The organism is Vibrio sp. SCSIO 43153, assembly GCF_023716625.1.
Taxonomy (GTDB): domain Bacteria; phylum Pseudomonadota; class Gammaproteobacteria; order Enterobacterales; family Vibrionaceae; genus Vibrio; species Vibrio rotiferianus.
The window spans coordinates 2,963,475-2,978,508 of the sequence record NZ_CP071855.1 but is presented as its reverse complement, the minus strand read 5'-3'; the positions used below and the strand labels follow the sequence as shown (position 1 = coordinate 2,978,508).

Annotated in this window: 11 protein-coding genes and 1 riboswitch; of the genes, 6 read left to right on the top strand and 5 right to left on the bottom strand. The window is 43.9% G+C overall.

All coding sequences use genetic code 11. The features are described from left to right. Positions 1–55 precede the first annotated feature (55 nt). On the bottom strand, positions 56–1,408 hold the full coding sequence (gene lysC / locus J4N37_RS14200) for a lysine-sensitive aspartokinase 3 (RefSeq protein WP_252041227.1): 1,353 nt from the start codon (positions 1,406–1,408) through the stop codon (positions 56–58). 123 nt (positions 1,409–1,531) lie between these two features. Continuing rightward, positions 1,532–1,710: riboswitch (Lysine riboswitch) on the bottom strand. A gap of 223 nt (positions 1,711–1,933) precedes the next feature. Here lysC and J4N37_RS14195 point away from each other — a divergent pair. Then, on the top strand, positions 1,934–3,055 hold the full coding sequence (locus tag J4N37_RS14195; protein WP_045394756.1) for a pyridoxal-phosphate-dependent aminotransferase family protein: 1,122 nt from the start codon (positions 1,934–1,936) through the stop codon (positions 3,053–3,055). 57 nt (positions 3,056–3,112) lie between these two features. Here the strand turns inward: J4N37_RS14195 and J4N37_RS14190 are convergent, their stop codons facing one another. The 4 genes from J4N37_RS14190 to J4N37_RS14175 form a co-directional block, all read right to left on the bottom strand. After that, complete coding sequence (locus J4N37_RS14190; RefSeq protein WP_252041226.1) at positions 3,113–4,897, bottom strand: PglL family O-oligosaccharyltransferase; 1,785 nt, start codon at positions 4,895–4,897, stop codon at positions 3,113–3,115. 64 nt (positions 4,898–4,961) lie between these two features. Then, positions 4,962–7,784, bottom strand: coding sequence for an excinuclease ABC subunit UvrA (gene uvrA, locus J4N37_RS14185; RefSeq protein ID WP_252041225.1), 2,823 nt, complete (start codon positions 7,782–7,784; stop codon positions 4,962–4,964). Between the two features lie 138 nt (positions 7,785–7,922). Further along, a complete protein-coding gene (galU, locus tag J4N37_RS14180; RefSeq protein ID WP_045391526.1) occupies positions 7,923–8,795 on the bottom strand; it encodes a UTP--glucose-1-phosphate uridylyltransferase GalU in 873 nt (290 codons plus the stop codon). A gap of 99 nt (positions 8,796–8,894) precedes the next feature. Continuing rightward, complete coding sequence (locus tag J4N37_RS14175) at positions 8,895–9,539, bottom strand: LuxR C-terminal-related transcriptional regulator (RefSeq protein ID WP_010450508.1); 645 nt, start codon at positions 9,537–9,539, stop codon at positions 8,895–8,897. Between the two features lie 277 nt (positions 9,540–9,816). On the opposite strand from J4N37_RS14175, the gene J4N37_RS14170 reads away from it, so the two are divergent. From J4N37_RS14170 to J4N37_RS14150, 5 genes are all read left to right on the top strand, one after another. Continuing rightward, complete coding sequence (locus tag J4N37_RS14170; protein WP_010450507.1) at positions 9,817–10,359, top strand: single-stranded DNA-binding protein; 543 nt, start codon at positions 9,817–9,819, stop codon at positions 10,357–10,359. A 216-nt stretch (positions 10,360–10,575) separates the two neighbouring features. Next, positions 10,576–12,591 carry an RNase E specificity factor CsrD gene (gene csrD, locus J4N37_RS14165; protein WP_252041224.1) on the top strand — a complete coding sequence of 672 codons (2,016 nt, stop codon included), beginning with the start codon at positions 10,576–10,578 and terminating at the stop codon, positions 12,589–12,591. Positions 12,592–12,593: 2 nt separating this feature from the next. Then, positions 12,594–14,042 (top strand): PilN domain-containing protein, encoded by a 1,449-nt coding sequence (locus J4N37_RS14160; protein WP_252041223.1) that lies wholly within the window; start codon positions 12,594–12,596, stop codon positions 14,040–14,042. Further along, entirely contained in the window at positions 14,039–14,689 is a 651-nt protein-coding gene (locus tag J4N37_RS14155; RefSeq protein ID WP_252041222.1) for a type II secretion system protein M, read from the top strand. The genes J4N37_RS14160 and J4N37_RS14155 overlap by 4 nt, the downstream gene beginning before the upstream one ends. After that, on the top strand, positions 14,682–15,014 hold the full coding sequence (locus J4N37_RS14150; protein WP_045391541.1) for a hypothetical protein: 333 nt from the start codon (positions 14,682–14,684) through the stop codon (positions 15,012–15,014). Before J4N37_RS14155 ends, J4N37_RS14150 begins: the two co-directional genes overlap by 8 nt. The last annotated feature ends 20 nt before the right edge of the window (positions 15,015–15,034 follow it).

The window sequence follows — 15,034 nt, the reverse complement described above, 5'->3', positions numbered from 1 at the left end:
GAAACGAAAAGGGCTGCCATGTGCAGCCCTTGCTTATTAGTGGATGAAAGAGTTTTTATTGCTCGAACAATTCAGTATGCAGTTTTTGAATCGCTTGGCGAGATACCGACTCGTGAACAAGGAAGCACAGGTTATGTGGACTTGCTCCGTAACAGATCATACGTAGGTTGAAGTCTTCTAGCGTGCCAAATACTTGCTTCGCGTAGCCTTTGCTTTCACTCATGTTGTTACCAATCAGAGCGACGAGACATAGGTCGTGTTCTACTTCTACTTTACATAGCACTTCAAGCTCTTCACGCGCGGCTTGTGGTAACTGAGGAGCACCGCCAGACGTGTCTGTTTGGTCAAGAGTGAGTGACACACTGATTTCAGATGTGGTGATCAGATCTACAGAGATTTTGTGCTTCGCTAGGATCTCAAATACTTTGGCTAAGAAGCCGTATGCGTGGAACATGTTAGCACTGCGTAATGTCACCATGGTTTGGTTGCAGCGCAGAGCAAGTGCTCGGAATAAAGGTGAGCTCTCTACTTGGTGGCGGATCCATGTACCACCTTTTTCCGGTTCTTTAGACGAGCCTACGAATACAGGGATGTCGTGACGAAGTGCCGGAACTAGCGTTGAAGGGTGTAGAATTTTTGCGCCGAAGTTTGCCATCTCTGATGCTTCGCTAAAGCTGATCTCTGGGATTGGCGCTGCTTTTGAGGCGATACGTGGGTCTGTGGTATAGATGCCCGGAACGTCAGTCCAAATCTCTAGACCTGCTGCTTTCACACCTTCTGCAATGAGTGCTGCACTGTAGTCACTGCCGCCACGACCAAGCGTGGTGGTATTACCTTCTTCATCTGAGCCAATAAAACCTTGGGTGATAACCACGTATTCTTGGCAAAGTGGGACTAACTTTTCTTGTGCTAGCTGCGAAATTGTCTCGACATTAGGTTCAGCTCGACCAAAATTACCATCGGTTTTTAGCACGTCGCGAATATCAAAACGAACTGCATTCACACCGCGCTCACGCATTAGTTGCGTAAGAATATGAGTCGACATTAATTCGCCACAAGCAACCAAATGGTCTGTCAGTTTAGTGCTTGCTTGGATTGAAGCAGCCTCAGCTAAGCTAGTGACAGTATCAAGAATTGAATAAACCTCAGCTGCTGCTTCGGTTGCGTTTTCTAGCTGCGACAGAATCGACTCGTGAATACCTGCTAGTTTCTGTAATACTTCTGCACGATGTTCTTGGTCTTGAACACCATTTGCCAGTTCGACCAATAAGTTAGTGACTCCTGAGCAAGCGCTGCTGACGACAAGACGAGTATTTGGGTTGTTTTCTATGATAGTGGAGCAACGGCTCATTGCCTCAAAGTTGGCAACACTGGTTCCACCGAATTTTGCTACGTTAAATGCGCTCACTGCGTTCTCCCACGACTTCCTGAAAAAATAACAACAATTAATTGGTTGCCCAATACATCCAATGTTTGGTGAGGAAAGGAACAGAGCAAATAGAGAGGTAGTTAGAATGTAATTTGAAAATTTACCCTCAGAAGCTCTTCATCATACGGCGCTGATGACAGTTGATGGGACTCAACCCAAGTCAACCGACAAGTCAAATCCTGCAACTTTGACTTACCTCGGCACTACTCCCCCTGAGTGATTGGTATTGGAATTGCGGCTCCACAAATCACCTGCCTGGGCAGTGCTCCTCTTCTGCATAAAGCTTAAACATTGAACGGTTTTGCTGTCACATTGTCAACCAATATCTCAACCATTATGAAAGTTTTTATTAACGAATTTGTGACAGTGGTTTGACCTCTATACTTAGGGCTAATTGCCGATAGAGGAAAAATCTATTAGGGTGAAAACTCCGATGCCTGAGCCAGCATTTTACATAGAACTTTTATAACGCTCAGGATGAATGACTGCAATCAAGGAGCTGACATGCCGATCCAAAGCTTTATTCCCCCACATCGTATTTTAATGGGACCTGGTCCATCTGATATTTCACCTCAAGTTTTACAAGCGCTTAGCCGTCCAACGGTTGGTCACCTAGACCCACTTTTCATTGCCATGATGGACGAGCTAAAACAACTGCTTAAATACGCTTTCCAAACGGAAAATGAATTTACCATTGCAGTCTCTGCGCCGGGCAGTGCAGGCATGGAAACGTGCTTTGTCAACTTGATTGAAAAGGGCGACAAAGTCATCGTCTGCCGCAATGGTGTTTTCGGTGAGCGTATGCGTGAAAACGTGGTTCGTGCTGGTGGGGAAGCGGTTGTCGTCGATGATGAGTGGGGAACGCCCGTATCGGTCGATAAAGTTGAAGAAGCGTTAAAGCAGCACCCTGATGCTAAGATTCTTGCTTTTGTTCATGCAGAAACATCGACGGGCGCGGTAAGTGACGCCCAAGCTCTGGGTCTACTCGCGAAGCAATACGGTTTGCTATCGATTGTCGATGCTGTAACCTCACTTGGTGGTGTGCCCCTTAAAGTTGATGAGTGGCAGTTAGATGCTGTGTATTCGGGCAGCCAAAAATGTTTGTCGTGTGTTCCAGGCTTATCACCAGTCACCCTTTCTCCAGCTGCTATTGAGAAGATTCAATCCAGGACGACACCGGTTCAAAGCTGGTTCTTGGATCAAAGCTTAGTGCTGGGTTACTGGAGCGGAGAAGGCAAGCGCAGTTATCACCACACAGCGCCGGTGAACAGTTTGTATGCTCTGCATGAAGCTCTACTTATCCTTAAAAATGAAGGCTTAGAAAATGCATGGGCGCGTCACCAGTTAATGCATGAGAAGCTTAAAGCGGGTCTGCAAAAACTAGGTTTTGAATTCGTGGTAGAAGAAGAACATCGTCTACCACAGCTTAATGCGATTTATGTCCCGGAAGGAATTGATGAAGCAAAAGTGCGGAATCACTTACTTGAAACCTACAACCTAGAGATTGGTGCAGGTCTTGGTGCATTGGCGGGTAAAGCATGGCGAATTGGACTTATGGGCTATGGTGCTCGACCTGAAAATATTGCTTTGTGTTTGCGAGCGTTAGAAGAGTCTCTGACTGAATAAACCGCCTCAGTCATGAGCTAAAGAAAAGCGAAGGTCATTCCTTCGCTTTTTTTGCATTTATTGCTCAGCACCGGAAGCCGGTGTTGGTGAAGCAGAGATGGCTTGAGAAGGTGGCTGATAGTTGACGCCACTGAAATCAATTTTAGGGAACAGGAACTGTGCCTCTGCACGAATTTGTTCTGCCTTGCTTGTGTCATCCAACCCTTGATATGCCAGTATCAAGTTGTTGTAAAACGCTGGGCGTGGCTTGTCTTTAATGATTTCCAAAGACCAATCAATGTAAGGCTGAATCAAGGTTGGATCTTGCTTGTATAAACCGATGTTTAAGAAAGTGCTGTATACATCCCAATCGAAACGATCTTTCCAAACCACGGGGTTCGTCACCTGATTTAAGATATCCGGATTGGTCGGGCGAGTGGTTTCAAACTTGGTTAATACATAGTTGGTATGCAGCGCACTTAACATATAAAAGCTGATAGCAGCGGGTATAACTATACTACAGACTCTCAGCAGGCTTTTTGTAACTTTACTAAAATGAACTTTTCTATATCGAGAGACTCTCTGATCAACCCAATAAAGTAAAATAACAAAGATTATCCAATGGATGAAGGAATGATAAAACGGATACTCTAGCTGTGAGTGCATCAAAATAGGGATAAACAAAGCAAGAATAGCCAGGCGAGTTCCCCTTTTTGCATGGTAAATACGAAAAAGCACCAAGCCAGCAGCCAGTGTAATGCCAATAATTGGCAGCAATCCCCCTTCTACCCCCCAATATAGCAACTCATTATGTGGGTGATCCAAAGCTGGTAAACCGCTAGGGTAGTTTTCATTTAATGCATGCTGTCTAGCTGTATACAGAATGTATGAGGATTCAAAGTTACCGTAACCATAGCCAGTAAACGGCTTCTCGATCAGCATATCCAGCCCTTGTTTATAGAGCGTACTTCTTATGTCATCGGAAGCTGTTGCTTTTTGACTGAGGCTGTTACTACTCTCATTTTTAACGATGGCTAATGTGGTGCCAATCATAAGGCCAATCAGGATTGAAAATAGCCAGCAAACTAGTCGTTTTTTAGTGGTAAAACGGAATAGATATGGAATTAGCAAGAGCAAAACAAAAATGCAACTCAGCCACCCTGTTCTAGATGCGAGTACGATAACTAACGGTATAGTCAAAATAGGGACTAAGTACAAAATAATAATATCACTGAGCTTACGTTCATACTTATAAGGTTGTCTTGCTAAAAGGTAACCTGCAATCGCTAACCCTGTTACTAGGAAGCTAGCCATTACATTTGGTTGTTGGAAAATACCATATGGTCTATTGGCAACTGTGTCATATCCAAAGATATTACCGGGTTGCAATACTACAAACTGGATGAAACCAAACAGTGACTCAATGATCACCGCGAGTACGACGAACCACAAGAGTCTCTGCTTGTGCTTGTTGCTGAATTTAAATTGTTGTAGCAAAACGAACAATATCAACCCAGTCCATAGACCGATAAGCTGATTGGCAGAGTGTTCAATATTCGCATTGGGGAAAAGCACAGGTATGGAAATGATCACACCGCTAAATAGCAGGCCAATGGTTAATTTTGAGTATCTTACTTCTCTATTTGTTGCTAAATGATATAAGCCTATTCCAAGGCTGATACTCAAACCAATCCAAGTTGTGGCGTTAAAAGAGAGGGCAAGCCCTGATCCGCCAGGGTTTGGCATAAATATATGCATCGCAAGTAGAAAAACAACAGTGAGAGAAATAAGAAACTTGCGATTTAGAGGCGCTTTCACTCTATTTGGAGAAAGTTTTGTGCCACTTACATGTATTGTTGCCATGAAATTACGCCATTACTATTAAAAAAGACCAGCGAAGGCTGGTCTTTTACTTTACCTGTTTTTTTTACTTCAACATAGGCTTAAGGAAGCGAGCGGTGTGTGAACCTTCGATCTGAGACACATCTTCAGGCGTTCCTTGTGCGATGATCTCACCACCACCCTGTCCGCCTTCGGGACCTAAGTCGATAATCCAGTCTGCCGTCTTAATAACATCGAGGTTATGTTCGATGACGACAACAGTATTTCCGTGGTCTCGCAGACGGTGCAGTACAGTTAGTAGCTGCTGGATATCGTGGAAGTGCAGACCGGTTGTCGGTTCATCCAAAATGTATAAGGTTTTGCCTGTGTCACGCTTAGACAGCTCTCGAGCCAGTTTCACACGCTGAGCTTCACCGCCTGACAGCGTAGTTGCTGCTTGACCTAAGCGAATGTAAGACAGTCCAACATCCATCAGAGTTTGCAGCTTACGAGCAATCGCTGGTACTGGGTCGAAGAAAGTACGCGCATCTTCTACCGTCATTTCCAGTACTTCATCAATGGTCTTGCCTTTGTAACGTACTTCAAGTGTTTCGCGGTTGTAGCGTTTACCTTTACATACATCACAAGAAACGTAGACGTCAGGTAGGAAGTGCATTTCTACTTTGATTACGCCATCACCCTGACAGGCTTCACAGCGACCACCGCGTACGTTAAAGCTAAAGCGCCCCGGTTTGTAACCACGAGATCGCGACTCTTGCGTGCCCGCAAACAGTTCACGGATCGGAGTAAAGATTCCAGTGTAAGTGGCTGGGTTTGAACGTGGTGTACGACCGATAGGGCTTTGGTCAATGTCGATAACTTTATCGAAGTGCTCTAACCCTTTGATTGCTTTATATGGTGAAGGGTGCGCTGTTGTTGCACCATTCAACTGGGTATGAGCAATCTTAAAGAAGGTATCGTTAATCAGCGTTGATTTACCTGAGCCGGATACACCGGTAATACAACTGAACAAGCCAACAGGAACGGAAAGGTCAACATTCTTTAAGTTGTTACCTGTCGCGCCAAGTAGTTCAACGGTTTTCTTCGGATCGCGTGGCGTACGTTCTTTTGGTACTGCAATCTCTTTCGCGCCACTGAGGTACTGACCAGTCAGTGAGTTTGGATTGGCGATGATCTCGTCCATCGTACCTTCAGCGACCACGTTACCACCGTGTACACCTGCACCTGGACCGATATCGATCACGTGATCAGCACAACGAATCGCATCTTCATCGTGCTCAACCACTAACACTGTGTTACCCAAATCTCTTAGGTGGGTCAGGGTTTTCAATAGGCGTTCGTTATCACGCTGGTGGAGACCAATCGATGGTTCATCTAGAACGTACATGACACCCACTAAACCAGCACCAATTTGGCTCGCTAAACGAATACGTTGAGCTTCACCACCCGATAGGGTTTCTGCGCTGCGTGATAAGTTGAGGTAGTTTAATCCTACGTTAACCAAGAATTGCAGGCGATCGTTGATCTCTTTCATCACTTTTTCAGCGATTTGGGCACGTTGACCTTCTAGCTTCAAAGAATGGAAGAATTCCAATGCGTCGGCGATGCTGAGTTCTACAATCTCCGGTAGTGTCGTATCGGCAATAAAGACGTTACGAGCTTCTAGGCGCAGACGAGTACCGCCACAGCTAGAGCAAGACTTCGTAGAGATGTATTTCGCAAGCTCTTCACGTACCGAATTAGATTCGGTATCGCGGTAACGGCGTTCAAGTGTATTCAGGATCCCTTCAAAAGGATGGCGCTTAACGCGAATGTCACCACGATCGTTAATGTACTTGAACTCAACTTCAGTACGCCCCGATCCTTTAAGAATGATGTCTTGGGTTTTCTTTGGTAGAGAATTAAACGGTGCGTGAAGATCGAAGCCGTAATGATCCGCCAGCGCTGTCAGCATTTGAAAGTAGTAATAGTTCTTTTGATCCCAGCCACGAATTGCCCCTTGCGCCAAGCTAAGCGTTTCATCTTGAATGACTCGGCTTGGATCAAAATACTGCTGCACACCCAAACCATCACAAGTACCACACGCGCCAGCAGGGTTGTTGAACGAGAACAAACGAGGTTCAAGTTCTTGCATGCTGTAGCCACAAATAGGGCAAGCAAAGTTAGCTGAGAAGATCACCTCTTCGCCGTCGCCGTCCATTGGAGCAACAACTGCAATACCACCAGACAGCTCTAGTGTGGTTTCGAATGATTCAGCCAAACGTTGCTGCAAATCTGGGCGAACTTTAAAGCGGTCCACAACGACTTCAATAGTGTGTTTCTTATGCAGTTCTAGCGGTGGTGGATCAGAAAGATCACAAGTTTCACCATCGATACGTGCGCGGATGAAACCTTGAGCTGCTAGGTTCTCTAGCGTTTTAACATGCTCACCTTTACGCTCTTTCACGATAGGAGCAAGTAGCATCATTTTGCTGCCTTCTGGCAACTCTAAAACTTTATCGACCATTTGGCTGACGGTTTGTGCTGCTAGAGGTGTGTGGTGTGTTGGACAACGAGGTTCACCAACGCGTGCGTAAAGCAGACGTAGGTAGTCGTACACCTCAGTAATGGTACCAACGGTAGAGCGTGGGTTGTGTGATGTTGATTTCTGCTCAATCGAGATCGCAGGAGACAAACCCTCGATGTGGTCAACATCCGGTTTTTCCATGAGAGACAAAAATTGGCGTGCGTAAGCTGATAGCGACTCTACGTAACGTCTCTGACCTTCAGCGTATAAAGTATCGAATGCGAGAGAGGATTTACCAGAACCGCTCAAACCAGTAATGACAATCAGTTTATCACGGGGGATAGTGAGGTTGATGTCTTTGAGGTTATGGGTGCGGGCACCACGAACTTCTATTTTATCCATCGTTTTTGCTCTATGTATAACCAAGTGACGCAAGTATTACATAGTGTGAGAAATGTGCAAAGAAAATACTGGACAAAAAAACAGTAAAAGAAACCCCAGCATTTTTGCTGGGCTTTAGAATCAGTAAGTTTGAGCTGTTTATACTTCTTTCTTCGTTGCGTGTTTACCTAGCTCAGACTTCTTTTCGTCTTTTAGGTACAGGTTTTCGAAGCAGTAGTTTGTGGCTTCGATGTAACCTTCTACGCTACCACAGTCGAAACGTTGACCTTTAAATTTGTACGCCAATACACAACCTGCTTTCGCTTGCTTAAGCAATGCATCAGTGATTTGGATCTCGCCACCTTTACCAGGTTCAGTATTTTCAATCAGTTCGAAAATATCTGGAGTCAGGATATAGCGACCGATGATTGCTAGGTTGCTTGGCGCTGTACCTTGCTCTGGCTTTTCTACCATGTCGTTTACGCGATAGATATCGTCTTTAATCATCTCACCAGAGATAACACCGTATTTGTGAGTTTCTTCTTCGGGAACCTCTTGAACAGCAACGATTGAGCAACGGAATTGCTTAAACAGTGCGACCATTTGAGCTAAAACGCCTTCTTTTTCGTTTACACAAAGATCATCAGCTAGAACTACTGCAAATGGGTTGTCTCCAACTAGTTCGCGGCCTGTTAGGATTGCATGGCCTAAACCTTTCATTTCACGTTGGCGGATGTAGGTAAAGTTAGCTGAATCAATGATTTCACGGATATCAACCAATAGCTCTTCTTTGTTGGTTCCACTGATCTGATGTTCCAGTTCGTAGTTTTTATCAAAGTGGTCCATGATAGAGTGCTTGCCACGACCTGTTACAATACACATGCCGTTCATACCCGCTTGGATCGCCTCTTCTACACCGTATTCAATCAGTGGCTTGTTCACGACAGGCATCATTTCTTTTGGCATAGACTTAGTTGCGGGAAGAAAGCGGGTCCCATAACCCGCTGCTGGGAACAAGCATTTTTTTATCATATATGATCCTTTGTTATTCGATTATCTAGCCTGTAGATATTGGAGTACTTTACCATGCTCGATGTGTAATTATTATGAATAAAGTACGAAAACAGGGATTTATGACAGCAAATTCTGATCTGCCCATGCTATCGCTTGAACCCGATTTTTGACGGATAACTTTTTAAAAATTTGGTATAGGTGCGACTTTATTGTGAATTCACTGACAAATAACTCTTCTGCCATCTGGCAATTGGAGGCTCCTGCTTGCAAACAGCGTAAAACTTGTAACTCGCGAATGGTGAGGTCAACGGTTGCTGGAGTGGTATGGGAGCTGACGACATTGCGATAGTAGTGCAAAAGTTGGCTCGTGACATTCCTAGGCAACCAGTTTTGGCCGTTTATGATTTCTTTGAATCCCTCTGCGATATTTTCAGCACTATCTTCTTTATAGAACAGTCCTTTTAGCTGGCCGAACGAGAGTAACTCGTCCGTTGTTAGGCGTTTTGGGACGTTAAATATGATTGTTTCAAAGTTCTTCCATACTAATGGAAGATTCTTAATCGAAAGAATCAAGTCTTTGTGTTCTTCAAAATCAATGAGTAAGATCTTATTGCGGTGCTTAGGGTTGGCTTCCATAAGGTCATCAATACCAATGAGAGGAATATCCATATCAGCATATTTCTTCAGCTGTGTTAGCTGAGAACTTTCATCTTGTTTTAAGCTGATAAGAAAGAGTTTTCTCGCATAAGCAGATTTTCTCATGAGCAGGTTACTCCAGTTAATGTGATTGGAATAACGGTGACATCAAATCTGCAAATGAACTAGTGGCTTTGAAGAGAATTGCGTTTAGTTTCAAAGCCTAAAGAAACGAATGATGTAATGTGATTCACATTTGCTACTCCTTAATCAAGAAAAGAGATTTTAGTTCCAGATATTTGGTGAATGACTGACAATCTAATTGGGCTTTAATCAAGTCAGCAAAGCGTGTTATTCTAATGCGCTTAATTTTTAATACATCCAGAGTGAAACGGAGCACATCATGGCCAGCCGTGGAATTAACAAAGTTATTTTGGTGGGGAATCTTGGTAACGACCCTGAAATTCGTTACATGCCTAACGGTGGTGCGGTAGCAAACATCACGATTGCAACTTCAGAGTCATGGCGTGACAAAGCGACTGGTGAACAGCGTGAAAAAACAGAGTGGCATCGTGTGGCTTTGTTTGGGAAATTGGCTGAAGTAGCTGGTGAGTACCTGCGCAAAGGCTCTCAGGTTTACGTTGAAGGTCAACTTCAAACACGTAAATGGCAAGACCAAAATGGTCAAGACCGCTACACGACAGAAGTTGTTGTTCAAGGATTCAACGGCGTTATGCAAATGCTTGGCGGCCGTGCTCAAGGTGGCGCACCGATGGGTGGTGGTCAGCAACAGCAGCAACAACAAGGTGGTTGGGGTCAACCTCAGCAACCTGCTCAGCAGCAGTACAATGCTCCACAGCAGCAACCTCAACAACAGGCTCCGCAGCAACCACAGCAGCAGTACAATGAGCCGCCTATGGATTTTGATGACGATATTCCGTTCTAAGCAATACGTCTAGTAAAGAGCCGCGAATATCGCGGCTTTTTTATTGCTTGGAAGAGCGTCTGCATCAGATCGCATTTTTAGCTCTTCAATGCGTAGTAAAATGGTGATTTTGCTATAGCGTCTCACAATCAGATTAATCCGATTGTTTAGTGTTTTGTTATCAAGTATAAGTAATTCAATAAGGTATATGGTGAATAGAAAAGGAATTTGGTATTCATGAGGTATACCCCTACTCTAAAGCTAAGCACACGACTGGTGGCTTTTGTCACTATGATCGTAATATGCGCAATGTTTATCTTGTTTGTTGGAGGCACCCTCTCTTTCAAACGACTCGGACAAGAGTATCTCAATCACTATTTAGAAGGGATTGTCGAGGTCGTTGACAAAGAGATGGAAGATCCTGATGCGGCTTATTCTATGCAGCGCTGGATGCCGAAGATGCTGCAGGCAAGTAACATCGTTGAAATGACTCTATTCGCGAATGATGCAGTCGTGTATCGTTTCAAAGACACATCACATCATGTCGACCCTTCGATCTTGTTTGAACAAGATTATCGATTAGCTCATAACCAAAACTACGTCATTCATTTTAAAGTGGTTCCTCCTTATTTAGGTTATGGCTACTCCATGCAAGCGCTATGGTCTATCACTTTAGCTGTCGTATTGATCATCTTTTGCTTGCTGCGTGGTGTAGCATGGCTGAAAGAGCAGCTAGCTGGTTCAGAGATGCTGGAAGAGCGTGGTCGTATGATCCTAGCAGGACGAGTGGAGCAATATGCTAAAGGTGATGAACGAGAGTGGCCGTATACTGCTAGCGAAGCCTTAGATGTCTTGATTGAGGAACTACAAGATGCTCGCCAAGAAAGAAGTCGATTCGATACCTTCATTCGTACGCAGACGTTTCTTGATAAGTTAACAGGTACTGCAAACCGTGTCCTTTTTGACAGCAAACTTGAATCGGCATTGCTTGAAAGTGGTTCAAGAGGGGCCGTCCTATTGCTGCGTATTCAAGATTGGAAATCGGTTCAAGAAGAGCTAGATAAGCAGTCTAGCGATGACTTCATTGTTGAAGTAGGGAGTTTAATCTCTAATCTGGTTCAGCGTTTTCCTGATGTGGTTTTTTCTCGTTATTATGAGGCTGACTTTGCTTTGTTTTTGCCGCATCAGTCTGCCAAAGATGTCGCCAATCTTGCATCTCAATGTATTCGTCAACTCGAAAAGTTAGTACCTCCAGCGCCTTTAGACATTGATAACTGGTGCCATATTGGCATCACGATGTACAAGGAAGGTGAGCGTCATAGCCAAATTATCGATGAAGCGGAGACAGCTTTACGTAGCGCTCAATTACAAAATAACAATAACTGGAGTCGGTTCAAGAAATTGAGTCATTATGAGGACGTTCGAGGTAGTGTCAGGTGGCGTACTCTTTTTGATGCAGCATTAACGCCTGAAAATGTGATACTCTACGCACAATCTGCTTTTTCAATAAGTGATTCGTCGCATAAAAAAGTGCTTCACGAAGAGGTAACATGCCGTATTCAGGATCCAGAGAATGGGATTGTGAAGGCCTCTCGATTTATCTCTGCTGTCCGGCAGGTTGGTTACGAGGCACAAATGGACCGTGCTGTCGTGACTCAGTTTTTGCAGCATTATAAGCAACAAAGCCACGGTGATACCCATTTTACCATCAATTTAAATGTTCCCCCTTTTGGGCAGCGAGAACACTTTAAGTGGTTACGGGATGAACTACTACAGTTGTCAACAGAGAGCCGAAAGTGTCTCATTTTTGAGTTTGTTGAGGCGCAATTTGTAAGACACTTAGATTTTATGCGGCCAGTCGCTAAAATGCTGTCTGGTTTGGGGTGTCGCCTAATCGTTGGGCAAGCGGGGCGTACGATTGTGAGCACGCATTACCTAAAAGAGGTGGACATCCATTATCTCAAGCTGCACCGCAGTTTGGTGACAAAAATAGACCAAAGACATGAAAACCAACTGTTTATTCGTAGCATGCTAGGAGCCGCTGAAAATAGTCGTACGAGGATTATTGCAGTTGGAGTTGAAAGCAAACAAGAGCTAGATGCTCTAGTTGAACTAGGTATATATGGAGTTCAAGGACGTTATTTCGCATCTGAAGTTCGTTTATTTCCAATAATTGATGCCAAGAAAGAAGTTCAATCTGATGCTCAGATTAAGCCTGGGCGCAGAAATCGCTGGCGAAAAAATAATAGATAAGAATGAAAAGACTACACGGATTACTCAATAGAATTACTGGTTCTTCTGCTGGTGGAAGAGCCTGCTTTATGGTGATACAGCCTGATGCTGTTTATTTATCCGCGTCAGCAAAAAGTGCTAGCCCAGCCAGATTTGATATCTCTGATGGAAATTGGGAGAAATCGTGCGAACAGGCTTTAAGTGTTGCTGCTAGCTCTTATGACTCACTGACAGTTGTCTTGTCACACAATTTCTATCAGATCTATCAGATTGATAAGCCATCTATGCCTCGCCAAGAGTGGCCGTCAGCCTTGCCATTCTTATTAAAGGAGTTGATATCAGAACGAGCGATTGACATCGTTGCCGACGCTGTGGAGTTACCCAACTCGACGAAAGTTCAAACTTATGTGTTGCCAAGAAAGATATTAGATAAATTGATGTTGCTTTCTGAACGTTATCAGTTGTCACTTAACACCATCGTTCCTGAAGATGAAGTGTGGGGAAGAGCGTCAGGGGAATTGGGTAATTTTCTACTGCTGCAACGTTCATGTAAGGGGCACTTTAGAATCAGCGCCTTTGTTGAACATACAATGATGTTTAACCGTACCATAAGAAGTGTAACATCACCGTTGACAGGGGTGCCATCGACTGATTTACAGATGGATAGTTTGTCACTAGAGCTTCAACGCTCCATTGACTATTTATCTTCACAGGTTCGCAATGTGCAGCTACATCAGCTCAAAGTATGTTGTGATGAAGAGGATGAAAACGAACTATCGCAGTCTCTAAATTACCGAATTAGCACCAAAGTATCAGCCTTAATTGGAGAAGCGCATGAGCTATCAGGCCATGTATTAGCGGATACGGCATCACTTGTCTCTGAGTGGCGAGTTAACTTATTTCCTAGCTACCTGAAGCCTAAAAAGAGGCTGCTTACTCTTAAAAATGTTGCGATATCTTGGGCAGCAGCGGCGTTAGTTATTGTGCTGTCATATGGCTATGTCAGTTGGCAATATCAAGGAGTTGATGACCAAATAAATATCGCCAAAAGTAAGGGTGACATTCTTAAATCAGAACTAGACCGTTATAACGCTCAATTGAGAAAGCTTAAGCCTGATGCTAACAAGTTAGCTGCGCAAGCTCGTCTCGAAAAAGAGGTTCAAGCTAAGCGAGATTCACTAACTGCTGTAGGCAAGTATGATGATTCACAGCGCATTGGCTATTCAGGTGTTATGACTTCTCTTGCGAAGTTAAGTAATAACAACATCTCTATTTCAGGTATTCATATTGCCCAAGAGCAACTTGATATAAAAGGTCTCGCAAGGACACCTCGAGCTGTACCTGATTGGGTGGGGCAATTCAAGAATGAGATTAGCTTGGTAGGGCGTACCTTTGATGATGTTGCGATTGGTCGTACCGAGAAAGGGGTAGTGACATTTGAGTTGAGTACTCGCAAGGAGACACAAGAATGAATGATGTTTGGTCTTCATTAGAAGAGCGCTTTGACGAATTAAGCGCACGAGAGAAAGGGCTAATTGCTGCTTGTGGATTCGTGACGATAGTTATGTTGCTGTTTACTATGGTATTAGAGCCGAAGTTAGATAGTGTAAATAGCAGCAATAGGCAACTAAATACCCAAAAGCAGAGTAATCAACAGATTGAAATTGAAACGTTACGTGTTCAAGCTCAATTGAAGAAAGATCCCAATGCTGAAGTTGATCAAGCTATTGCACAATTACTATCAGAGAGTCAGCACTTATCAATGCAACTGTCGCAAATCATTGAGCACTTGATTACACCTTCTCAAATGGCAGAGCTGCTACAAAGTGTTTTAGAGCAGCAATCAGGGGTGCATTTGATCAGCTTGAGTACATTGAAAGCAGAGCCAATTACGCCTGATAAAGAGGCGTCGCAGTACTCGGGGTATTACGTGCACCCTGTACGCCTAGAGTTGAGCGGTGACTACTTTTCTATTGCCAGTTATCTAAAGAAACTTGAACAACTTCCGGTGAGTTATTATTGGCGCAACTTCACTTACCAAGTGGAGGATTACCCAAAGGCTAATTTGGTGTTGGAAGTATACACTTTGGGCTCTCAAGAGGAGTTTATCGGTGGATAAAAAAATAGTTCTAGCGATGATTATCGGTTCTATTAGTGCGCCGAGCATTTGTGCCGTTGAACAAGATCCTACGGCTCCTCTAGGTTGGGAGAAGCCAACTCAAGCTAATTCAACAGTAAAACGGAAGTATCGATTACCAACACTAAACAGTATTGTGTGTAAGCCAGATATGCCATGTATTGCCATTATTAATAATAAGATAGTAGAGCAAGGGCATTCTTTAAATGGTTATCGTGTTGCCAGTATTAATAGTGAATATGTGACTTTAAAGCGTGGTGACCGAGATTGGAAACTCGAGCTTTTTCGTTTAAATGTAAAACAATAAAAATCAGAGCCTAAACAGAT

Coding starts and splice junctions, on each gene's coding strand:
- galU (WP_045391526.1), bottom strand. CDS start 8,795: ATGATAAAAAAATGCTTGTTCCCAGCAGCGGGTTATGGGACCCGCTTT.
- J4N37_RS14175 (WP_010450508.1), bottom strand. CDS start 9,539: ATGAGAAAATCTGCTTATGCGAGAAAACTCTTTCTTATCAGCTTAAAA.
- J4N37_RS14155 (WP_252041222.1), top strand. CDS start 14,039: ATGAATGATGTTTGGTCTTCATTAGAAGAGCGCTTTGACGAATTAAGC.
- csrD (WP_252041224.1), top strand. CDS start 10,576: ATGAGGTATACCCCTACTCTAAAGCTAAGCACACGACTGGTGGCTTTT.
- J4N37_RS14190 (WP_252041226.1), bottom strand. CDS start 4,897: ATGGCAACAATACATGTAAGTGGCACAAAACTTTCTCCAAATAGAGTG.
- J4N37_RS14160 (WP_252041223.1), top strand. CDS start 12,594: ATGAAAAGACTACACGGATTACTCAATAGAATTACTGGTTCTTCTGCT.
- J4N37_RS14195 (WP_045394756.1), top strand. CDS start 1,934: ATGCCGATCCAAAGCTTTATTCCCCCACATCGTATTTTAATGGGACCT.
- uvrA (WP_252041225.1), bottom strand. CDS start 7,784: ATGGATAAAATAGAAGTTCGTGGTGCCCGCACCCATAACCTCAAAGAC.
- J4N37_RS14170 (WP_010450507.1), top strand. CDS start 9,817: ATGGCCAGCCGTGGAATTAACAAAGTTATTTTGGTGGGGAATCTTGGT.